The organism is Caulobacter sp. (assembly GCF_017744445.1).
In the GTDB taxonomy this organism is placed as follows: domain Bacteria; phylum Pseudomonadota; class Alphaproteobacteria; order Caulobacterales; family Caulobacteraceae; genus Caulobacter.
The window spans coordinates 1-20,773 of sequence record NZ_JAGIBH010000010.1 but is presented as its reverse complement, the minus strand read 5'-3'; the positions used below and the strand labels follow the sequence as shown (position 1 = coordinate 20,773).

The 20,773-nt window shown below is 65.0% G+C and carries 21 protein-coding genes; 10 read left to right on the top strand and 11 right to left on the bottom strand.

Annotated elements, in window-relative coordinates; all coding sequences use genetic code 11:
• Positions 1–74 precede the first annotated feature (74 nt).
• The gene (locus tag J7528_RS15100; protein WP_291875942.1) at positions 75–650 is read right to left on the bottom strand and encodes an isochorismatase family protein; all 576 of its coding nucleotides are present in this window, start codon (positions 648–650) and stop codon (positions 75–77) included.
• Between the two features lie 139 nt (positions 651–789).
• On the opposite strand from J7528_RS15100, the gene J7528_RS15095 reads away from it, so the two are divergent.
• Both J7528_RS15095 and J7528_RS15090 read left to right on the top strand, forming a co-directional pair.
• On the top strand, positions 790–1,701 hold the full coding sequence (locus tag J7528_RS15095) for a LysR family transcriptional regulator (protein ID WP_291875939.1): 912 nt from the start codon (positions 790–792) through the stop codon (positions 1,699–1,701).
• A gap of 220 nt (positions 1,702–1,921) precedes the next feature.
• Entirely contained in the window at positions 1,922–2,284 is a 363-nt protein-coding gene (locus J7528_RS15090; protein ID WP_291875937.1) for a CZB domain-containing protein, read from the top strand.
• A gap of 320 nt (positions 2,285–2,604) precedes the next feature.
• On the opposite strand, the gene J7528_RS15085 is transcribed toward J7528_RS15090, so the two are convergent.
• The 8 genes from J7528_RS15085 to J7528_RS15050 form a co-directional block, all read right to left on the bottom strand.
• Entirely contained in the window at positions 2,605–2,868 is a 264-nt protein-coding gene (locus tag J7528_RS15085; RefSeq protein ID WP_291875934.1) for a hypothetical protein, read from the bottom strand.
• 11 nt (positions 2,869–2,879) lie between these two features.
• The gene (locus J7528_RS15080) at positions 2,880–3,362 is read right to left on the bottom strand and encodes an Hsp20 family protein (RefSeq protein ID WP_291875932.1); all 483 of its coding nucleotides are present in this window, start codon (positions 3,360–3,362) and stop codon (positions 2,880–2,882) included.
• 244 nt (positions 3,363–3,606) lie between these two features.
• The gene (locus tag J7528_RS15075) at positions 3,607–4,719 is read right to left on the bottom strand and encodes a pectinesterase family protein (RefSeq protein ID WP_291875927.1); all 1,113 of its coding nucleotides are present in this window, start codon (positions 4,717–4,719) and stop codon (positions 3,607–3,609) included.
• Between the two features lie 84 nt (positions 4,720–4,803).
• Positions 4,804–7,872 (bottom strand): TonB-dependent receptor, encoded by a 3,069-nt coding sequence (locus J7528_RS15070; protein ID WP_291875924.1) that lies wholly within the window; start codon positions 7,870–7,872, stop codon positions 4,804–4,806.
• 113 nt (positions 7,873–7,985) lie between these two features.
• Positions 7,986–8,921 carry a FecR domain-containing protein gene (locus tag J7528_RS15065; RefSeq protein ID WP_291875921.1) on the bottom strand — a complete coding sequence of 312 codons (936 nt, stop codon included), beginning with the start codon at positions 8,919–8,921 and terminating at the stop codon, positions 7,986–7,988.
• On the bottom strand, positions 8,896–9,474 hold the full coding sequence (locus J7528_RS15060; RefSeq protein WP_291875919.1) for an RNA polymerase sigma factor: 579 nt from the start codon (positions 9,472–9,474) through the stop codon (positions 8,896–8,898). The genes J7528_RS15065 and J7528_RS15060 overlap by 26 nt, the downstream gene beginning before the upstream one ends.
• 86 nt (positions 9,475–9,560) lie before the next feature.
• Complete coding sequence (locus J7528_RS15055; protein WP_291875917.1) at positions 9,561–9,785, bottom strand: hypothetical protein; 225 nt, start codon at positions 9,783–9,785, stop codon at positions 9,561–9,563.
• Positions 9,786–9,837: 52 nt separating this feature from the next.
• Positions 9,838–10,725, bottom strand: a complete 888-nt coding sequence (locus J7528_RS15050) for a LysR family transcriptional regulator (protein WP_291875914.1) — start codon at positions 10,723–10,725, stop codon at positions 9,838–9,840.
• Positions 10,726–10,824: 99 nt separating this feature from the next.
• Here J7528_RS15050 and J7528_RS15045 point away from each other — a divergent pair, with 99 nt between their 5' ends.
• The 8 genes from J7528_RS15045 (at position 10,825) to J7528_RS15010 (ending at position 18,624) form a co-directional block, all read left to right on the top strand.
• Entirely contained in the window at positions 10,825–12,240 is a 1,416-nt protein-coding gene (locus J7528_RS15045) for an aldehyde dehydrogenase family protein (RefSeq protein ID WP_291875912.1), read from the top strand.
• A 500-nt stretch (positions 12,241–12,740) separates the two neighbouring features.
• Entirely contained in the window at positions 12,741–13,841 is a 1,101-nt protein-coding gene (locus tag J7528_RS15040; protein ID WP_291875909.1) for a hypothetical protein, read from the top strand.
• Positions 13,842–13,894: 53 nt separating this feature from the next.
• Complete coding sequence (locus tag J7528_RS15035) at positions 13,895–14,323, top strand: hypothetical protein (protein WP_291875906.1); 429 nt, start codon at positions 13,895–13,897, stop codon at positions 14,321–14,323.
• A 575-nt stretch (positions 14,324–14,898) separates the two neighbouring features.
• Positions 14,899–15,330 carry an antitoxin Xre/MbcA/ParS toxin-binding domain-containing protein gene (locus J7528_RS15030; RefSeq protein ID WP_291875904.1) on the top strand — a complete coding sequence of 144 codons (432 nt, stop codon included), beginning with the start codon at positions 14,899–14,901 and terminating at the stop codon, positions 15,328–15,330.
• A complete protein-coding gene (locus tag J7528_RS15025) occupies positions 15,327–15,770 on the top strand; it encodes an RES family NAD+ phosphorylase (RefSeq protein WP_291875901.1) in 444 nt (147 codons plus the stop codon). The genes J7528_RS15030 and J7528_RS15025 overlap by 4 nt, the downstream gene beginning before the upstream one ends.
• A gap of 402 nt (positions 15,771–16,172) precedes the next feature.
• On the top strand, positions 16,173–16,520 hold the full coding sequence (locus J7528_RS15020; protein WP_291875899.1) for a transposase: 348 nt from the start codon (positions 16,173–16,175) through the stop codon (positions 16,518–16,520).
• Entirely contained in the window at positions 16,517–16,864 is a 348-nt protein-coding gene (tnpB, locus tag J7528_RS15015; protein ID WP_252630377.1) for an IS66 family insertion sequence element accessory protein TnpB, read from the top strand. The genes J7528_RS15020 and tnpB overlap by 4 nt, the downstream gene beginning before the upstream one ends.
• 81 nt (positions 16,865–16,945) lie before the next feature.
• Positions 16,946–18,624, top strand: a protein-coding gene (locus J7528_RS15010; protein ID WP_291876386.1) for an IS66 family transposase whose coding sequence is annotated in 2 segments (ribosomal slippage) — positions 16,946–17,564 and positions 17,564–18,624 — 1,680 coding nt in all. Because the reading frame shifts where the segments join, the coding sequence is not laid out codon by codon here.
• Positions 18,625–18,637: 13 nt separating this feature from the next.
• On the opposite strand, the gene J7528_RS15005 is transcribed toward J7528_RS15010, so the two are convergent.
• The gene (locus J7528_RS15005; protein ID WP_291875892.1) at positions 18,638–18,961 is read right to left on the bottom strand and encodes a hypothetical protein; all 324 of its coding nucleotides are present in this window, start codon (positions 18,959–18,961) and stop codon (positions 18,638–18,640) included.
• Between the two features lie 736 nt (positions 18,962–19,697).
• Positions 19,698–20,513, bottom strand: a complete 816-nt coding sequence (locus J7528_RS15000; RefSeq protein WP_291875889.1) for an RHS repeat-associated core domain-containing protein — start codon at positions 20,511–20,513, stop codon at positions 19,698–19,700.
• Positions 20,514–20,773 lie beyond the last annotated feature (260 nt).

Below are 20,773 nucleotides of genomic sequence, written 5' to 3'. Positions count from 1 at the left end.
GGGGCTCTGGACAGTCATGGCGAATTTCAAGATTGCGGGGCGGGCGCGCTGGGCGCGCCCGTCCACGAGATGGATCAGTGGTAGTTCAGGATGCCCGACAGCTTCTGGCCGAGCGGGGTGCGCCAATCGACGGCGAGCTCGGAGATCAGCTGGTCGTGGGTGATGATCGTGGCGCCGGCCTGCTGCATGCGGCGCAGGGCGATCTCGTCACCATACTTGGTGTAGGAGGCCGAGGCGTCCGCGGCGACCTGCACCTCATAGCCCTCGTCGAGCATCTGTAGGACGGGGAACAGCACGCAGATCTCGGTGGTGATGCCGGCGACGATCAGCTTCTTGCGGCCCAGCGCCTTCACGGCGGCGTTGAACGCGTCGTGGTGCATGGCGTTGACGATGCCCGGGCGCTGGATGCGCTTTTCGTAGGCCTCGGGGAGGATCTCGGCCAGTTCCGGGATCAGCGGGCCCTGGACGTGGTCTTCCATGCTGGTGGTCAGGAGCACCGGGATCTGGGAGCCGGCGGCGATCTTGGCCAGCTTCACGGCGTTGGCCTTGACCAGGTTGATGTCGTGCGAGTGGGTCCAGGACATGGTGCCGATTTGGTGGTCGATCAGCAGCATGGCCGCGTTGTCGGGGGTGAAGGCTTTCTTGTGCATGACGAAGGTCCTTTCGAGGACCGGCGGGGACCCGCCGAAGGGCGCGAGCACCATTTGCTCGACGGATTGAATTTCCGCCCGTGACGTCGTTCGCAATAGCCGTAAACTACCGGTCAAATTGTTCGAATGGATTGAACGCATGGCGACGGTCGGGACCCCCTCGCTGGACCAGCTGCAGGTGCTGATCGCCGTCGTCGACGAGGGCAGTTTCGCGGCGGCGGGGCGGCGGTTGAACCGGGCGACCTCGGCGATCAGCTACACGATCTCGGCGTTGGAGGCGCAGCTGGGGCTGGCGCTGTTCGACCGCGGCAATCCCCGCCGGCCCAGCCTGACCCAAGCTGGCCAGACCGTGCTGGCCAAGGCGCGCGGCGTGACCAGCGACATCGACGACCTGAAGGCGCGCGTCGCGGGCATGCGCGCGGGCCTGGAGGCCGAGCTGACCCTGGTGGTCGACGTCATGCTGCCGTCCCAGCGGCTGGTCGATGCGGTGCAAGCCTTCGAGGCGCAGTTTCCCACCGTGACCCTGCGGCTGAACATGGAGGCCTTGAGCGCCGTCTCGCAACTGGTCCAGCGCGGCATGGCCACCCTGGGGATCGGCGGCGCGTTGCACACCGCCGAGGTCGGGCTGGAGACCGTGGCCGTCGGCGACGTGCTGATGATCCCGGTGGCGAGACCCGACCACCCGCTCGCCGGCTCCGAGGCTGGCGTCGTCGGGGCCGCGCGCCGTCACCGCCAATTGATCCTGACCGTGCGCACCGCTTTTCAGCAGGGCGGCGACGTCAACGTCTTCGCGCCGCAGACCTGGCCCTTGGCCGACCTGGGCGCCAAGCACACCCTGCTGCTGGCCGGCATGGGCTGGGGCTACATGCCCCAGCCGGTCGTGCGCGACGACATCGCCGCCGGCCGTCTCATCCATCTGGACCTGCCGGAGATGCCCAGCGGCGCCTATCCGCTGCAGGCCATGTACCGAACCGACGCGCCACCTGGCCCCGCGGGCGCTTGGTTCATTCAGCGTTTGGTGGCGCAAGCCGCGCCAAGCTTGCCCCTGTAGATCGCCCGCCGGATCGAAACGCCACAAGTCGCCGTTGGCGCACCTCCAGGAACGGGACGTTCCGCGCGAAAGGAGCAGCCCAACCGACACCGGAGCAGGCTCGATGACAGAGCTATCAACGCCGGATCTCCAAAACTGTGGATAGGGCTCCAGAGGAAAACCAACCCGAAACCATCCTGCGCGAAAACGCGGCCATGGGATTAAGCCGAGAGGTTTGGCCATGGATTTTCAGGAACACGCAAACCAACATCATCACATCCGCGAAGCGCTCGTCGCGGCCCTCCACGAGCGCCGCCCCGTCGATCCCGCCGCCATGCGATCGGATCGCTCTTGCCCGACCGGCTGCTGGATCCACGGCGAAGGCGCAAGGCGCTGGGCCGGCAACCATGCCTTCCTAGGCCTGCTTGAGGCCCATCGCGCCTTCCACCAGCAAGCCGGGCTGATCGCCGACCAAATCCATCGCGGGCAATGGGCCGAAGCTCAGAGATCGCTCCGCCAGGGCTCGCCTTTCGCCATGGCGTTTTCAGACTTGAGCGCCGCCCTAAGGCGGATGCGGGCGACAGCCGAAACGCTCGCGGCCTAGCTAGGCGCGTAGCGCTAAGGCCGCTGCCTCCACCGCATGAGGTGGAAACAGGAACCGGCCGGCGCGCGCGCCATTGCGCAGGCGAATCTCCAAGACCACAGGATCGCCGGCGTCCGCCAGGCGATGGGCCAAGTTCCGCGCGGCCTGCTCGGCCCGGGCGCCGGTGGGGTACGTCAGGGGACTGTCATGGAAGTCGCCGCGAACGATCCAGCCGTCACCCGACGGCTCGACAAAAATCAAACAGGGCATGGTCAGAACGTAAATTAGCAAACAGGGCCGAATGGCGGCCGGTCCTGCGCAGACCGGCCGCCCGCCCCAACTCAAGAGAACAGGTCGCGATCCAGGCGGCGCAGCGCGGAAAGGACCTCGCTGAGCGGCACCGGCGCGGGCGTTCCCAAGAGCCATCTCTGACTGGGTCGATGCTCGACCGCGCTCGCATCGGAAGCCCAGGCCGCCAGGATTTCGCGCTTTTCGGCCAGATCGAGTTCCCTGTCCTTGACCACCTCCAACGGATGCAGAAAGCCGACCGCCGGTCGAACGAGCCATCGACGCGCCCGGTCGGTCGCATGGGTGTCCGTGCGCACGGCGCCCTCCCTTAGGCCGCCTTGCGCGTCTTGGCGGGCTTGAGCGCCAGCACCTGCTGGCGCGCGCCGACGCCGATCGGGATTTGCTTTGGCTTCAAGGCCTCTGGCACTTCACGGGCCAGATCGATCGACAAGACGCCGTGCGCATGGACGGCGTCCTTAACGACGACATAGTCGGCCAGCTCGAACCGGCGCTCGAAAGCGCGCTGGGCCAGGCCCTGGTGCAGGAAGGTTCGCGCGCCCTGGCCTTCGTTCGCCGCCCTTCGGCCCTTGATCACCAAGAGGTTCGGCTCGGCCACGACCTCGAGATCCTTCGGCGCAAAGCCCGCGACCGCGAGCGAAATGCGGTAGGCGGCCTCACCAGTCTTTTCGATGTCGTACGGCGGATAGCTGGCGCTCGCTTCAGTGCGCAGCGCTGTCTCGACGAGATCGACCATGCGATCGACACCAATCATCGAGCTGTAGAGGGGGGCGAAATCAAACGCGGTGCTCATTTCCATCTCCTCGAAAGCAAGTTGGACATGAGGGGCGCTGAGCCAAACGCCGTGCGCCCCAGAGGCCAGGCCCTGTCGACGCCCGGCAAGCACGCGATGAATTAGGGCGCCGCCAAGAGGCGTCAAGACGCCCGCACACAAAAATGCGCGTCCTCCGATACGCCCTAGGGCTCAGCCCAAGCGGAAGACTGGGGCCGGCGCACCCTTGCGGCATAGGGCGCCTGGGCCAACCGCCCGGCGGACGCTAAGGCGTCGTCACGGCCGCAAGCACCTTGGCCTTTGTCATGGCCTTAGCCTGACTGCGCGAAAGCCATCGCCCACGGGACAACGCGCCAGCTCCGGGCCCCGCGGGGCGGTACTGCCAGAAGCGAGCGTCCTCGGGCTGCAGCATGGTGCGCGGATTGCCGTCTTTGCCGGTGTACCACATCTCCGTCCAACCGGCGGGCGCGATGTGGTCGTCCATCCAGCAATCGAGGAAGGCGCTCATGCCCACATATCTGGGATCGCCATAGCGACCGTCGGGGAACGGGCTGGACGGCCGCCAGGGCCGCCCCAAATAGACCGACGCCTTTCGGGTTCCGGCCTCCTTGGTCAGGCGGCAGCTCTGAAACACAAAGCCAAAGGGCTGGTCGATCGGCGTGCTGGGCGCAACGATGTAGCCATCGACCGGATCGACGGGCCGCGGTCGGGATCGAATTTCGCAGCCCTCGAAATAGGCGCGGCCGGCCCCGAAGATGAAGTCGTAGCTGCCCGTGATTAGGCAGCGCTGAAACAGGGCGCGGCCGGCATCGGGAAACAGCGTGTCCTGGTAGCCCAGGATATCCACCTCGGTGAACCTGGCGCGGTCCGAGCCCTTGTCCAGCATCAAGGCCACCGCCTGGGGCCCGCCGCCGTCATGCGAGTGCAGGCCGCCAGGTTTGGTCATCTCGGCCAAGCCGTCAAAGGCGTTCTGGATGGTCAGGTTGTGGGCCGCAAAGTCGGGCGCGCGGACGAACAGGGTTGGCGTGCGGAACGTGCCCCAGCGCTTGCCGTCCGGCGCGGTCAGGCCCGAAGCGGCCAGGTGGCTGATCACCGAGGCCGTGCGGCTTTCACCGACCAGATGGACGAACGGCTTGTCGATGACGACCTGCTCGTCCCAGACGCCGCGCGTCACCAGGATACGAAACGGCTTGGTTCCGCTCGCCGGCGCGGCCGCGACGGCCGCCGACAGGCTGACATAGGCGGGCGCGGCGACTGGAGGCCGCCCCGCGCCGCGCCAGAGCACCGCGTCAAAGCCGGGCGCGGCCAGCGCCACGCCCGGGACGATGAGCGCCGCCCCGGCGACGACGCCCCGGCGTGAGGGAGAAATCTGCGACATGAGGCCTCTTTCGAAAGAGGGCGGGCGCCGGCCGGGAGGACAGCCGACGCCCTGATAGATCCTCGGGGAGGAGGAATGAAAGGCCTAGAAGCTGTACCTCAGACCGAAATTGAACTGTCGGCCGGTATGCGAATAGACGTAGACGCTGTCGCGGTTGCTGTCGGTGTACTGATTGTTGAAGGCGTCGGTCAGGTTCAGCCCCTCGAACGTCAGCTTCAGCTGCTTGTTGATCGCGTAGGACGCCGAGGCGTCGATCGTGGTGATCGAGCGCACGCCATCGATGTCGTTGGTGCTGGTGCCGCTGGGCACGGCGGTCAGGTACTTGTCGCGATAGGCCGCCGACACGCGGGCGCTGAACGCCTCGTCCTCGTAGTAGAGGGTGACGTTGAAGGCGTTCTTCGACAGGCCGACCAGGTCGTTCTGCACGAAGCCGGTCGGCGAGCGGGCCGAGATGTAGTCGATCTTGGAGTCGACGATCGTGGCGTTGAGGATCGCGCCGGTGTGCTTGAGCACGCCCGGCAGGAAGCTGAACGGCTGCTGGTAGCTGACCTCGATCCCCTTCAGCGGGCCGCCCTTGGTATTGACCGGCTGACTGAACAGGAAGGTGTCGCTGGCCGAGACGCCCAGGCCGTCCAGAAGGCTGACCGGCAGGCCCGAGGCGCTGAACGGCTGTGAGATCCGCGAGGTCTGGATGTAGCTGTCGATGTCCTTGTAGAACAGGCCGACCGACAGCAAGCCATCCTTGGCGAAGTACCATTCGGCCGACAGGTCGTAGGTCGTGGCGCGGATCGGTTTCAGGTTCGGATTGCCCGAGCTGACGCTGAACACGCCCACGGTCGACAGGCTGCCGCCGGGGGTCAAGCTGCCCAGGTTCGGGCGGGTCATGACCTTGGCCGCGCCAAAGCGCAGCAGGAAGTCCGGCGTCACTTCCGCCGTCAGGTTCAGCGCCGGCAGGATATCGTCGTAGTCGCGCTTGACCGTCGTCTGCTGCGCCGCCCCGGCCACCAGTTGATAGCCCGTCGAGCTCTGCTCGGTCTTGACGTAGCGCACGCCGATATCGCCGCGGATTGGCCAGGCGAAGGTCTCGGTCTGGAAGTCCAGCTGCGCGTAGGCGGCGCTGTCCTTCTCTTCCACGCTGCGGATGTTGCCGCGGGCGTTGGCGTTGGTGGCGCCGCTGAGTTCGAAGAGGCCCGCGCCGCTATAGATGTTGTAAAGCTTGGCGAAGGCGTTCAGGTCCGGGGCGGCCCAGCTCGTCGGGATGCCCGTAGCCCCCAGGCCCTTGCCAAAACCCGAGACGAGCTTGGTCAGGCTGGTCAGGCTGACGCCGGCCGGCAGGGTCGGCACGACCGACTCGTTGACCCGGGCCAGGGCCCACGAGTCGAAGTCGTACGTCTTGAAGTTGACGCCGACCTTCAGGTTCAGACCGTCGGCCAGGCGATAGTCGCCGTCCAGCTGGGCGGTGGCGATCTTGTTGGTCACGCCCTGCGGCCGCAGGCGGATCTCCGACCGCGCGGCGCCGAAATTGTAGGCCAGCGGGTCGGTGACATCGAAGCCGAAGGTCATCGACGGCAGGTTGGCGTTTTTGCGGTAGTCGTACGAGAAGCCGTCGGCGTTCTCGCGGTTCAGGATCACGGTGGTCTGGATCGGGTTGTTGAAGTCCGACTTCGAGAAACCGGCCAGGCCGCTCAGCTTGAAGCGGTCGCCGAACTGGTGCTCGGCGGTGAAGGTGGCTTGGGTATATTCGGTGTCGAGCTTGTCGAACCGGGTCTCGCTCTCGACATCGACGTCGTCGAACAGGCCGTAGACCATGTCGCCTTTCGCATTGACCACGCCGTCACGGACGATGATCTCCGGACGCCCGCCCTGCGAGGCGTTGCGGGCGAAGGACAGGGCCTCTAGCCAGTTCTCCTCGCGGGTGGCCTTGAAGTCCGAATAAAGGACGTCCAGGCCGATCAGGGTGCGCTCGTCCGGACGCATCTGGAACGAGCCGGTGATCCCCAGGCGCTTTTGCTCGTGGGTCAGACGGCCATAGCGCGGGAAGCGCGGGGTGAACACCGAGGCCGAACTGGCCTGGGTGAAGGTGGAGGCCGGGCTGAAGCCGCCCACTTCCGCGCCGTTCAACCAGCCGCCCGAGCCGTGGCCTTCCTCGAGCAGGCCGCGCTCGGTGTAGGCCACCGAGACCAGCGCCCCCAGCTTGCCGTCGAACCAGGTGTTGGAGGCCAGCACCGCCAAGCGCGGATCCCACGACTTGGAGAGATCGTTGTAGCCCTCCTGAGCCGAGACCACGAGGGTGGCGCCCTTGTAGTCGAACGGCCGGCCGGTCTGCAGGTCGACCGTCGCGCCCAGCGAGCCCTCCTCGGTCTGGGCCGAGGCTGTCTTGCGCACGGTGATGCTGTTGAAGAGCTCCGAGGCGAAGACGTTGAAGTCGAAGGCGCGGTTGCGGTTGGCCCCGCCCGAACTGTCGGTGCCGCTGGCCGTGCTCTGACCTTCGACGCCGTTGATGCGCACGCGCGTGAACTGCGGCCCCAGACCCCGAACCGTGATCTGGCGGCCCTCGCCGGCGTCGCGGGCGATCGAGACGCCCGGGACGCGTTGGATCGATTCCGCCAGGTTGGCGTCCGGGAAGTCGGCGATGTCCTCGGCCTTGATGACGTCGACCACGCCGCTGGACCGGCGCTTGATGTTCATGGCGCTCTGCAGGCTCGCGCGAAAGCCGGTGACCACGATGGCGTCGACCTCGGACGCGGTGTCGTCTTCCTGCGTCGCGGCGATAGGAGCCGCGGCCTGGGCGGCGATCATCGGCACGGCGGCGTTGGACGCCAGCTGCAGCGAGGCCGTCTGGCCCAGCACCGCGGTGCGGCCGTTATTGGAAACGACGGTCAGGTCGCCGCCGCGCAGCAGGCGCGCCAGGCCTTCCTCGACGGTATAGGCCCCGCGAACGGCATTGACGCGCTTGCCATGGACCACGCCCTGCGGGGCCAGGATCTGCAGCTCGGCTTGCTTGCCAAATTGGGGAATGCCGGTGGCGGCGGGCTGTTCGGAAATGTCGAACTTGCGCACTTGCGCATGCGCGCCGGACGCGACCAGCAGCGTCGTCGCGCTAGCCGCGAGCATCAGATAGAACTTGTCTTGGATACGCAGCGACGTTCGCATGCGGGCCCTCCCTCTCGGTTTCGTTTCAAGCGGCGCTTCTGGGAGCGCCTGTCTTGAGCGATGACGCGGAAACCGGTTTCCGTCAGACATCGGCGAATTTTTTATGAAACGCCTCAACCGCCCCGCAGCACGATGGCGTCGCCACGCAGACTGACCTTGCCGTTGAAGGTGGTGGCGGCGGCTTCGGCGAAGCCTTCAGGATCGTTGGTCCGGAACCAGCCGACGAAGCGCTCGTCGGCCAGGCGCGCGTCGGCGACCTCGATCTTGCGATCATTGTAGCGGTTGAACTCGGCGGCGGCCTCGGTCAGCGTCTGGCCGTCGAGCACGATCTGACCATCGCGCCAAGCCAGCTGCCGGCTCAGATCGGCGTCGGCCTTGGGCGGCGACAGGACGCCGGAGCCGTTGTCGGCGAAGACCCGCTCACCGGCGGCCACGCGACGCGGCGGCGTCTTGCCATCCTCGGTCCATACCTCGACCACACCCTCGGTCACCAAGATGTCGCTGCCACCCTCGCGCTTGCGCACCGAGAAGGCGGTGCCGACCGCCCGCACCCGAACCGGACCACTTTCGACCACGAACGGGCGGCCTGGATCCTTGGCCACGGCGAACCAGGCTTCGCCGCGCTCCAGCCTCACGGCGCGCAGGCGCGGCTGCATGCTCACTTCCAGCTCGGAGCTGGTGTTGATCGCCGCCACCGAGCCGTCGGCCATCGGCACGCGGCGGATCTCTCCCAAGGCCGTCTCGTAACGCCGGGCCAACAGACGCGGCGCGACGAGGCTGGCGGCCAGGCCGGCCGCCACGGCCCCAAGGCCGCCGATGACCCCGCGACGGCGCAGGAGCGGCCTTGCCCGCGGCGCCTCGGCCGCCAACACGCTCGCGCGATCCAAATGCGTCCAGCCGGCCTCGGCCCGAGCGTAGGCGCCCACGCGGCGGCGATCGCCAGCAAGCCAGGTCTCCAGTTCGGCGCGCAGTTTGGGGTCGCGATCGACGCGGACCACCCACCGGGCGGCGTCCGCCTCGATGTCAGCGGCGCTTTCGCGTTCGACCATCTGTCGTCTTTCTCGGTTCCTGAGCGCCGGCGGGCGCGTCCTGTTCGGTCATGGCCGCGAGGATGGCGCGAAGCCCCCTTACCGCCTCGTTCTCGACGACATGCTCGGTCACCCCTAGCCGCTGAGCGATCTCACGCTGGGACACACCCTCGATCTTGCGCATTTCGAAGATCCGGCGGCAACGGTCCGGCAAGGCCGCGATCAGTCGGCGCACCCGCTCCAGCTCTCGCCGGCCCGAAACGATCCGCTCGGCCGAGGGGTCCTCCACCGCCAGGTCCAGCGCCTCGATCTCGCTGACGGTGTCGATCCGCACGACCCGCGCGCGGCGAATCTGCTCCAAGGCCACGCTACGCGCGGCCTGGAAGAAGTAGGCGCGGGGCTCGGCGATGTGATCGGTGGTGCTAAGGGCGGCCAAGCGGCAATAGGTCTCCTGAAGGATATCATCGACCTCGCCCGCGGCGGCGAATGAGCGCCGCAACCACACGCGCACGCTCGCTTCATGGGGCAGGATTTCCCGTCCCAGCCACGCCACTACGCGCGCGCGCCCGTCCAAACACCTTCCTCCTGCGTCAAACGCTTCTTTGTCTTACAGGGAGCGATGCAGGCCCGCGCGGTTTCCGTCATCGAAATGGTATTATTTCACGAAAGCGGGTTTGGGCCGTATTCGTCCTTCCCGTTCTTTCGGCTGCGCGCCATCACCTTAGGTTGGCGTCGCTCCAGAACGGCGACGTTTAGGGCGGCGCTTAAGGTGCTCAGCACCGACCTGTTGCAGCTGACGCCCGCTTCTTCCTCAATAAGCGTCTGAGCGTTTCCCGTATCGCCGCCTGCGGCGTGGTCGCAATTGGCGGCCTCTGCGTCGGTCACCAGCGGTGATCAAGCTCGCCAGCGGTGCTCGGCCGCAACCGCCAACCGAAGATCAGCTTCCCTTTCGGATAAAGTCGATGAACGTCCTCAACCGCGCCGGAATGTTGCGCCCGCTGGGATAATATAGACAAAGGCCTGGATAGGCCGGCGACCAGTCCTCCAGCACCGCCACCAGTCGCCCGGCAGCGATGTGCTGTGCGGTGGACGGCTCCGAAAGATAGGCCAGCCCCTGACCGGCCAGGGCGGCCGTGAGCATCAGATCGCTCTCGTCCAATGTCAGGTCGCCAGGCACGTCCAGCTGGAGACTTCGACCGCGCCTTTCGAACTCCCAGCGGTAGATCGCCCCGCTGGCCATGCGCGCGCGGATGCAGCGGTGCGCGAGCAGGTCCTGTGGGGTCTTCGGCCGTGGCCTCCCTTCGAAATAGGCCGGGGAGCCGACGACGATCGAGCGCATCGTGCGCGAGATCGGCACGGGGATCATGTCCGGCGGAACGAACTCGGCCAGCCGCACGCCGGCGTCGAAGCCCTGGCCCACGATGTCGACCAAGGCGCCTTCGGTGACGATCTCGACGTCGACCTGCGGGTATTGCCGCATATATTCGAAGATGATGGACGTCAGGATCATGCGCGCCGCGCCCGGCGCCATATTCAGCCGCAACTGACCCGAGGGCTCGGCGCGATGCGCTTCGATCCGCGCGATCGCCGCGCTGATCGCCGCCAGCGCTGGCGCGACCTCAGCGACAAACTGCTCGCCCTCCACCGACAGGGCGACGCTGCGGGTTGTGCGATTGAACAGGCGCACGCCTAGCCGCGTCTCTAGAGCCCGCACCGCGTGACTGAGCGCCGATGACGCCATCCCCAGTTCGCGCGCCGCAGCCCGAAAGCCCCCCCGCCGCGCTACGGCCACCACGACTTCGAGCTCAATCTGGCTGGCTCTCATTGCGCGATTTTCTGCATCAGTCTGTGGCGATTTGATCGGCTTATCAGATCAGCGGCGCGAGGTCACCTTTCTAGCCGTCCCCAGAGGAAGGAACCCGCCATGCGCACCCTCGACAAAATCTACATCGACGGTCAGTTCGTCACGCCGCGCGGCGATGAGCTGTTCGACCTCTTCAACCCCGCCACCGAGGAGAAGATCGGCCAGGTCCGTCTGGGCGATGTGGAAGACGCCCGCGCCGCGGTCGCCGCGGCCAAGCGCGCCTTCCCCGCCTTCTCGCGCACCAGCAAGACCGAGCGGATCGCGATGCTGCGTGGCCTGCACGACGCGGTCGCTCCGCACGCCGACGCCCTGGCCGCCGCCATGGTCGAGGAATACGGCGCGCCGGCCTATTTCGTGGACTTCTCGGCGCGGCGTTCCGCGAGCGTCTTCCTCGACATGGCCAAGACCCTCGAGGACTTCGACTTCAGCCAGACCATTGGCCGGGCCGCGGTCACCCTGCAGCCGCTGGGCGTGGCGGCCGCGATCACGCCTTGGAACAGCAATTACGGCTTCATCTGCGGCAAGCTCGCGACCGCCATCGCCGCCGGCTGCACCATGGTCGTCAAGCCCAGCGAGATGAGCGCCAGCCAGACCGACGTCCTGATGCGCGCCTTGCACGAGGCGGGCCTGCCACCAGGCGCCTTCAACATCGTCAACGGCCGCGGCGAGGTTGTCGGCGCCGAGTTGAGCGCGCACCCCGATATCGCCAAGGTCAGCTTCACCGGCTCGACGGCTGTGGGCCGCGCAATCCTGCGCGCCGCCTCCGAGACCATGAAACGGGTGACCTTGGAGCTGGGCGGCAAGGGCCCCAACCTCATCCTGGAGGACGCCGACCTGGACGCCGCGATCCCGACGGCGGCGATGATGGGGCTTGGCAACAGCGGCCAGGCCTGCGTAGCAGGGACCCGAATCCTGGCGCCGAAGTCGCGCCTGCCGGAAATCCTCGAGCGGCTCAGAGCGGTTGTCGGGAGCATCAAGGTTGGCGAGACCACCGATCCGACGGTCATGATCGGCCCCATGGTCAGCCAGAGCCAATGGGACCGCGTACAGGGCTACATCCGCCTGGGCCAGAGAGAAGGCGCGCAGCTGCTGATCGGCGGCGAAGGCCGCCCGGAAGGTTTGGACCGGGGCTGGTTCGTGCGGCCGACGGTCTTCGTCGGCGTCACTAACGTTATGCGAATCGCTCGCGAGGAGATCTTCGGGCCGGTGCTCTGCGTCATCCCGTACGAGGATGAAGAAGAGGCCATCGCCATCGCCAACGACACGACCTACGGCCTGCAGGCCTATGTGGCGAGCTCCGACCTGGATCATGCGCGCGCCGTGGCCGATCGGCTGGAAAGCGGGCGGGTGGTCATCAATGGCGCGCCGCACGAACCGCTGGCGCCTTTCGGCGGCTTCAAGCAGTCCGGCATCGGCCGTGAATACGGCCGGTTTGGATTAGAGGCCTACCTGGAACCTCGCGCTGTGCTTGCCTGAGCTCCAATCCATGGCAAGAGATCGGAGCTGCTCGCCCGCCGTGCACCGGCCGGGCCGCGCCAGTTGCTGACGTTGGCTCCCTTCCAAGAACCTGACATTCAGCGCGCCATGTACACGGGCGTGATCGACCGTCCCCGGCCGTCTGGATCGTCCGCAATGCCGCTCCTGCAGTTCCCTGGCCGATCTGGCCTTGGCGGATGATCCCGTCGAGACCATCTACGAGCAGCTGCTGGCGACGGCGCGCCGGAGCAGGGATCACCTCTCCCCTCGCTTGCAACTCGATCCACTATGGCTAGTGCCCGAGGATCGCGACCGAGAACCTCGCCCTCCCCGTTCTGCGCTTTCCGGTAGTTGCCCAACGGAGTTTGGCCTCGCTATGGTAGCGTTTCGCCATCTAAGGCTGAGCAATTGACCTGCCCAACTGTCGGCGCAGGGGTTTGGGGCCGCGTAGCGGTCGAGGGGAACGAGTGCCAAGGAATCCTTTTTGGACCACGTCGAACGTGGCGACGGTGGTTGGGTCTTCGTCTTGGCAGTTTCCAGACGCCGCCCTGACGTTCTCGCCGGATCCGACCGCGACAACTTTTGACGGCATTGGAAGCCTGGGCGGCCAATTCACCTCCGGCGAGGTCATCGACTACATCACGGTGAATCTTACGGCCGGCTCGAGCTACACCTTCGTGGCGACGGGAACCTACCAAGTATCGTTATCGATCTACGATGCCGATGGCTATCTTCTACTGTTCACAGATGGTGACGACATCGGACTTTATGACAAATATCCGACCGACTCCATCATCAACTTCAAGCCGGATTATTCCGGCACCTACAAACTCTCAATCTTCTATAGCAATCTAACAACTACAGGCGTTTACGGACTGTCTGGTGTTGTTGACTATTACGCAAATAACAAAAATGATGGCACATCAACGTCAATCGAAGCAGCTGGCCTTGCGATCCTTCGCGCCAACAGCAGCTTCACCGCCGGCGTTCTGGCGGACTACACCGGTGGCAAGATCACGGCCAGCGCGGCCATCACCTCCATAATCAACGCCGCCGATGCGACGACTTCGGTGGCGACCATGGCCTATGAGTTCTTCACCGGTAAAATCCCTGGCCAGACGGGTGTCGACTATCTGGTCTCGCCGACGGGCCCGAACGCCAACAACCTCAACAGCGCCTACTACCAGTCGTTCAATCTGGAAAACCGTTACATCAACTTCGCAGTGAACCTCGGCAAGGTCGGCGAAGGCGCCACCAAGTTCACGGCCGATTACGGTAGCCTCTCGCTTCTCGACGCCACCAAGAAGGCCTACGCGACCATCTTCGGCGCCACTCCGACCGACGCCAAGGTCCACGCCCTGATCGACACACGCGTCGATTACTTTGCGAGCTACGGCGGCGATGGCGTCAACGGCCAGGGGACCAAAGCGGCAATGGTCGGCTGGCTGCTGGCAGAGGCGGTGAAAGCCAACGTCGGTGTCATGGCGAAGTCGAATGACGCCTGGCTGCTGGATCTTGCCGACGGCTCAGCCCCGTTCGCGATCGATATCCTCGATCCCGCCAAGGGTTACTACAAAACCGACTTCATCTTCGGCGGCTAGGCCCGGGAGGGGGCGGCGGCTATCTAGCTGCCCTTATCCTTGTTGGAGGGGAAATGGCGATCGACTGGAAGACCGGCGCTCTTGCCGTGGGCGCGGTTGCGATCTGGGGCGTGTTCTTCGCCTTGACGCACGACGATCGACCCGCCGAGGCGAAGAAGCTCGTTGCAGCAAGCCTACGCGATCCCGCCTCGGCGCAGTTTCGAGACGTGAAGAAGTCGGACCAGGCCGTATGCGGCGAGGTCGACGGCAAGAACGCGTTTGGGGCTTACGTCGGCTTCCGTCACTTCATCGTCGAGGGCGGCAGCGCGGACTTGGAGCCAGAGACGCCGCGGGAGCCGCTACAACCCGGCGTTAGCATGGGCGTGATCGAGCAATGGAACGCGACCACGGCATTCCGGGCCAACTGGACGTCGAAGTGCCCGAGCCCTCTGCCCGAGCTGCCGGCGGGACTTGATCCAATAATTCCCGGCATCACGCCCTAGCCGCCCTTATCCTTCCTGGAGGCTGAATGTCGGGAAACTACCGTAGGCCAGCTTGGAAGGGGTCCGCGCTCGCGCGATAGCTCTGGTCTTGGCCTCGTGCGGGCGGGGCGCAATCCGTCAATTTGCTCGACGCCTCCGCCGTGAGCTTCTTAGAAGGCTAGCCCTGTTCGAGCGATCGGTCGGAAGCCGGAAGGCCTCCTAGCCACCCTTCGCAGCCGATCCGAAGGTCCGCATCACCGACTGCGCTGCGCCAGGCGCCGACATTGATGCGCTCCAGGAGCCCGACATTCATGAGCGCGCGCAGCAAAAGAGCCTCTGCCGCTACGCGGGTGGAATTCGCGAGCTAGAGGTCGATCTGAGACTTCATGGGCGTCATCAACCTCGATGCCTGACTTTCAGACCGTGCTCTCAAGCTTCCTGGTCCCGAGTCGAAGGCGGCATGCGCGCAGATTGCTAGACGTCTCAAAGACCAGCGCCACATCCGTTTGGCAAAGGCTACGCGTGCCTTGCCGCTATAGACATAACCGACTATGTTCAAAATGCCGCCGATATGGCGGCGTTTGGCATGCAGAAAAATGGCGCCCGTCGCGAAAATCCAGGAGCTGCTTGGCGGAGAGGCCGTCATCGGTCGCCTGGTCACGGAGTTCGACATCGTGCGCCTGGTGCGTCGCGGCCTGCCTGCGGCGGCCGTGGACGAATTTCTCGCCGCAACACATCAACCGTTCTCGGCGATCGAACCCTATGTGATGGCGCGCCGCACGTTCGTGCGCCGGCGAGACGCCAATCAACCGCTCGACACCTCCGAGTCCGACCGGATGGTTCGGATCGCTCGGATGGTCGCCGCCGCCGAGGAGACTATCGGCGACCGCGAACGAGCCATGACTTGGCTCGAGCGCCCAAATCGCGCCCTTGAGGGTCAGGCGCCCATGTCGATGGCCGACACGGATTTTGGCGCGCAAAGTGTCGAACGACTGCTTGGCCAGATCGCTCACGGCTTGGCGGCTTGATAGTCCATCGCATCGCGAAGGCGGCTTTCGTCGGCCTGGACGGCGAAGGCGCTCGCCTTTTTGGCGGGCGGTGGAACTCGCCAGGGCGGCCGATGCTCTACACCGCCGCCAATCCGAGCCTAGCGGTGCTGGAGGTCTTGGTCCACTTGGACCTGCCACCGGAATTGATCCCCAACGATTACCGATTGCTCTCCATCGAGACGCCGGACGATGCGCCGACTCAGTTGCTGGAGGCTCTGCCGGACAACACTGTTGCTACCGGCGATGCTTTCCTCGAGTTCGGACAGGCTCTGACCCTACGCGTGCCTAGCCTCGTGGTGCCTCAAGAGATCAACACGCTGATCAACCCGCGCCATGCAGCGTTCGCCGAGGTGCGCCTGATAAAGAACGAGGCCTTCCAATTTGACCCACGCTTGCTGGGCGACACGCGCAAGCCCTAGCTCGACGGGTAGGCGACGAGTAGTTGCGCGCGCGTTGCGCCATCACCGGACGTTTGGCGCATCTCCAGGAAGACGACGTTCAGCCCACCAGGCGCGGGGGCGAGATCGATCCTTAGCGGGCAGTACGTTCGATCGGTTAGGAAAGGCCGCTAACGCGTTGATCGCAAGGCCAAGCATGATCAAGTTGGACGCGCCAACGGCGGCGGCTTCGGCAGAGCGTAGCCCGGCCCGGCCTCAGCGGCACGCCCAAGCTACAGCGCCACCACTCTATCGACCTCGCACCGTGACGGTGCGGGGCGCTTGAGTATCGTAACCCTGCGGTGAGGGCCGCCTTGTCGTGGGGGCGGGTTTGCTGATGCTGCGCTCGTAAGGACGTCCTTACGAGTACGCAAAGCAGCAGGCATGAGCCATTCGACATTGATCATGGGCCCGGAGCGGCGTCGGCGATGGTCTGCCGAGGCCAAGCGGGCGGTCCTGGAGGCTGCCTTTGCGCCTGGCGCCATCGTCGTTGAGGTGGCGCGCGAGTACGAGATTTCGACGAGCTTGATCTACAAGTGGCGCCAGGAGGCCATTGGGATGAGCGCTGCCCCGGCCTTCGCGCCGGCGCTCTTGGTGGAGGAAGGCCGGCGGCCGCAGGTATGTGCTGAGCAAGGTTCAATCGTTGTCGAGCTGGCCGGCGGCACGAGGGTCAGCATCAGTGCTGAGGCGCCTGCTAGCTTGGTGACAGCGACGCTGCGAGCCCTGCGATGATCGCCATCCCCAGCGGGGTGCGGATCTGGATCGCCACAGGCCACACGGACATGAGGAAGGGCATGCAAGGCTTGGCCCTGCTGGTCCAGGAGCAGCTCAAGCGCGATCCGCACGCCGGCGATCTCTTCGTGTTTCGTGGCCGCGGCGGCAGCCTGGTGAAAGTCCTGTGGCACGACGGCCTGGGCATGTCGCTCTATGCCAAGCGCCTGGATCGCGGACGCTTCGTTTGGCCCGTCGCCAAGGGCGGCGCCGTGGCGCTGACGGGTGCCCAGTTGGGCTACATGCTGGAAGGCATCGACTGGCGTAACCCCCAGCACACCTGGCGTCCGGTCAGCGCGGGATAGGCCCTGATCTTTCTTCGCCGGGCCTGCATTTAGGGGCGCCACAAGCGATCGGATTTATGATTCCATCGAGCTATGGACGCCATGCCAGAGGCCCTGCCGGATGATGTCGAAGCGCTGAAGGCGGCGCTGGCGGCCATGCGGGCCAGAGCTGATCTGGCGGAGGCTGCGCTCGCCGTTGCCAGGGACAAGCTCGATATCATTCAGGCCGAAGCCGCCGAGGCCAAGGCGCAGGTCTCGGATTCTCAGGCGCTCATCGCCCATCTGAAGCTGCAGATCGCCAAGCTGCGACGCGAGCGCTTTGGCGCGTCCTCGGAGCGCACCGATCGGCTGCTCGATCAGTTGGAGCTGCAGCTGGAGGAGCTGGAAGCCTCAGCCAGCGAGGACGAGCTGGCGGCAGAGATCGCCGCGGCCAAGACGACGAAGGTCGCTCCGTTCGAGCGCAAGCGGCCATCCAGAAAGCCCTTCCCCGAGCACCTGCCGCGCGAGCGCGTCGTCATCGAGGGGCCGTGCGCCTGCGTCGCCTGTGGCGGCACGCGTCTGTCCAAACTGGGCGAGGACATCACCGAGACGCTGGAGGTCGTGCCGCGCCAGTGGAAGGTCATCCAGCACGTGCGCGAGAAGTTCACGTGCCGGGACTGCGAGGCGATCAGCCAGGCGCCCGCGCCCTTCCATGTCATCGCTCGCGGCTGGGCCGGCCCAGCCTCCTGGCCATGATCCTGTTTGAGAAGTTCGGCCAGCATCAGCCGCTCAATCGCCAGGCCGAGCGCTACGCCAAGGAGGGTGTGCCGCTTAGCCTCTCTACCCTGGCCGATCAGGTCGGGGCCTGCGCCGCGGTTCTGATGCCGCTCTTCCAGCGCATCGAGGCCCACGTCTTGGCCGCCGAGCGACTGCATGGCGACGACACCACGGTCCCGGTCCTGGCCAAGGGCAAGACCGACACCGGTCGATTGTGGGTCTATGTCCGCGACGACAAGCCCTTCGCGGGGCCAGCGCCGCCAGCAGCGATCTTCTACTATTCGCGCGATCGGCGCGGCGCTCATCCCATCGGCCATCTGGCGACATGGTCGGGCGTCCTGCAGGCCGACGCCTACGGCGGCTATGGCGAGCTCTACGCACCAGGCCGCCAGCCCGCGCCCGTGCTCGAGGCTGGCCGCTGGGCCCACGCCCGGCGCAAGTTCTTCGAGCTGGCCGATGTCGAGGCCGCCGCGCACAGCAAGGCGCGCGGGCAGAAGCCGAAGTCGGTTTACCCGTTGGCCCTCGAAGCCGTGGTGCGCATCGACGCCATCTTCGCCATCGAGCGCGAGATCTTGGGCCTTTCGCCTGTGGAGCGAAAAGAGGTCCGGCAAGCCCGCAGCAAGCCCTTGGTCGCCGAATTGGAGGCCTGGCTGCACGAAACGCGCGACAAGCTCACCCGCGCTCACGACCTGGCCAAGGCCATCCACTACATGCTGCGGCGCTGGCCCTCGTTCGTTCGCTTCCTCGACGATGGCCGCGTCTGTCTCAGCAACAACGCCGCCGAGCGCGCGCTGCGCGGCATCGCTCTCGGCCGCAAGTCTTGGCTGTTCTGCGGCTCGGATCGCGGCGGCCAGCGCGCGGCGACCCTCTACAGCCTGATCGTCACAGCCAAGATGAATGACGTCGATCCGCAGGTTTGGCTCGCCGACGTCCTGGCCCGCATCGCCGAGCATCACGCTCAGCAGATCGACGAGCTCCTGCCGTGGAATTGGCGATCCAGTGCCGCATCAGCGCGGGCGGCCTGACGGATAGACCGCCTTAGAGCGGGCCGGCAGCTGCAACCTCGAATTCACTCGCCTCGAAGGTCATAGCGCCTGCGGCCAAGCTGATCAGATTGAAGCCCTTGCGCGGTGTCCAATGCGCTATATTGCCAAAGGCCGTATGTTCGCGGAGCGTCGCCAAATCAGCAGTTGCAGAGAAGTTCCGCACATTCTGGAACTCGACCTTGATCGGTGTGCGACTGCGCGGCGTCTGTGCTGATAGATAGACCTCTAGACGACAAGTCAGAACACCTCGTGCCAGATCGAGATCGATCGCAAGCATGTTTCCGTCGTGAAAGTCGTCACTCTGAGCCAAATCCATCATCGACTTTCGGCCTGCGTTTGGGGTTCCCAAACCTCACATGAACAGCATCCAGCATCTACCCCGGGGTACACATTCGCTGGTCGACCCTAGGTGCCGCGGTGCTCACCGGATGCGTACAAACAGCGCAAAAGCCGGCTTAGTTCTCTATGATCGATTCGATCCGGGCCGCCAGCTCATCCATCGGGAACGGCTTGCTGAGAACGTGCATCCCCGGCTTGAGGTGGCCGTTGGCAATCGCCGCGTTCTCAGCCGATCAAGGTTACAGTTCGCGTGTCGACCATCCCCGAGGCCCGGATCAGAAGCGCTTCCAGCTGAGCAACCAGTTCGCTGGCTCTCCGGACCGACCGATCCAGCGTCGCTATCGTCTGAAGATTGTCTCGAAACCAGACGAACGCGCGCTGAGGGCTCCACACATGGTGCAGAGCCCCCTCGATCACGACGCTTCGAAGTGAGTGCCTCAGGTGTGGTAAGCACCTTCAGCCCGTCATCCTCTTCCCAGGATGCAGAAACGCACCGTCGGTAGCGAACCTTTATACCCGACTAAAGACGTTTCCGAACATTAAGCGCACGAAACGAAAAGAAGCTAATCCAGAATATTGCGATGCCGCCGATTAGCCATAGATCATTTTCTACCCACTTTTGCGGCGCGAAGAAGTTGGAATAGATGACGTACCCGACCATGACGAGCCAAGTTTGCCATGGGACAGCCTTGAGAAAGGTTTTCATCGTGTTCCTAACGGCATACCTTTGGGTCTGGGCAGACCGCTTGCTTAGCTGCTTCTGCAGCCTGCGCAATAAACCCTGTTACTTTGTTCTTTAAGTCTGACACGGTTTCTCTGACGGATACAGCCTGTGTCGTCACGGGTCCCTTCGCATAACCGACACCGATCCGCTCTGAGGTGTTGGCGCGGCCTCTGACGTCAAAGCTTTTGGGGATGCCGGGCCCCTTGCCTATTGTTGCGTCCGTAGAAACGCCGGATGTTCTTTTCTCAGTATCCGCAGGCGTGGATCGCGTGATCGTGGCTCCAAGGGCATAGCTTCTAGTATTATTGACCCCTCGCAGTTCGTTCACCCCACCGCGAGCGGCCCCAAACGATGGTCCAGCAGAGAGCATCGCCCCGCGCAATTGGTCGCTTCCTGATCGGTAGAGGCCAGCGTCCACCTGCCCCTTATCAAGGCTGACCCAAACGCCCACTTCTTCGGAGTCACCGGAGAAAGGGGTAACGAAAGCGGCGCCAAAGCCCACGTTTAAGGTCGTCTCTCCCGTTGGATCACTCTTGTTCATTGGGTCGTTGCCGACATAGGCGTACCAGTTGAGGCCGTCGTCATAGCCGGTGGGGTCGGTCTGTAGGAAGCGGCCATAGAAGGGCGAATAGGCGCGGGCCTTGTAGTGATAGAGCGACAGGTCAGCGAGATAGATCTGGCCGGTGTATTGGAAGAGGCCGACATTGCTGGCTCCGGGCGCGCCGTATTCGTCATAGGCGTAGGTCAGCCGTACGGTGGTGCTGTTGACGGTGGTGGTGGCGATCGCGCCGCTGGTGTTGGTCACGGCCACGATCGAGCCTTGATGGTCGGGCAGCAGCCACTCGGCGGTGGTTCCGTCACCGGTGTAACGCGCCAGCGGCTCGTCCGTGCCTGGGCCGTGCACGTAACGGCGCAGCAGAGTGTTGGAGGCGTCGTATTCGCCGATGATGTTGGTGTTGTCGTAGAGATAGCGGGTTACCGTGCCGCCTGCGGTGGTCGTCTGGTAGAGACGGCCGGGACGTCGACGTGGAAGGCGTTCACCGACACCACGTCACGGGTCCAGGG

Bases quoted from the DNA above. Each gene is read 5' to 3' on its own strand.
- J7528_RS15100 (WP_291875942.1), bottom strand. From the start codon at position 650: ATGCACAAGAAAGCCTTCACCCCCGACAACGCGGCCATGCTGCTGATC.
- J7528_RS15095 (WP_291875939.1), top strand. From the start codon at position 790: ATGGCGACGGTCGGGACCCCCTCGCTGGACCAGCTGCAGGTGCTGATC.
- J7528_RS15090 (WP_291875937.1), top strand. From the start codon at position 1,922: ATGGATTTTCAGGAACACGCAAACCAACATCATCACATCCGCGAAGCG.
- J7528_RS15080 (WP_291875932.1), bottom strand. From the start codon at position 3,362: ATGAGCACCGCGTTTGATTTCGCCCCCCTCTACAGCTCGATGATTGGT.
- J7528_RS15075 (WP_291875927.1), bottom strand. From the start codon at position 4,719: ATGTCGCAGATTTCTCCCTCACGCCGGGGCGTCGTCGCCGGGGCGGCG.
- J7528_RS15070 (WP_291875924.1), bottom strand. From the start codon at position 7,872: ATGCGAACGTCGCTGCGTATCCAAGACAAGTTCTATCTGATGCTCGCG.
- J7528_RS15065 (WP_291875921.1), bottom strand. From the start codon at position 8,921: ATGGTCGAACGCGAAAGCGCCGCTGACATCGAGGCGGACGCCGCCCGG.
- J7528_RS15050 (WP_291875914.1), bottom strand. From the start codon at position 10,725: ATGAGAGCCAGCCAGATTGAGCTCGAAGTCGTGGTGGCCGTAGCGCGG.
- J7528_RS15045 (WP_291875912.1), top strand. From the start codon at position 10,825: ATGCGCACCCTCGACAAAATCTACATCGACGGTCAGTTCGTCACGCCG.
- J7528_RS15035 (WP_291875906.1), top strand. From the start codon at position 13,895: ATGGCGATCGACTGGAAGACCGGCGCTCTTGCCGTGGGCGCGGTTGCG.
- J7528_RS15030 (WP_291875904.1), top strand. From the start codon at position 14,899: ATGGCGCCCGTCGCGAAAATCCAGGAGCTGCTTGGCGGAGAGGCCGTC.
- J7528_RS15020 (WP_291875899.1), top strand. From the start codon at position 16,173: ATGAGCCATTCGACATTGATCATGGGCCCGGAGCGGCGTCGGCGATGG.
- tnpB (WP_252630377.1), top strand. From the start codon at position 16,517: ATGATCGCCATCCCCAGCGGGGTGCGGATCTGGATCGCCACAGGCCAC.
- J7528_RS15005 (WP_291875892.1), bottom strand. From the start codon at position 18,961: ATGGATTTGGCTCAGAGTGACGACTTTCACGACGGAAACATGCTTGCG.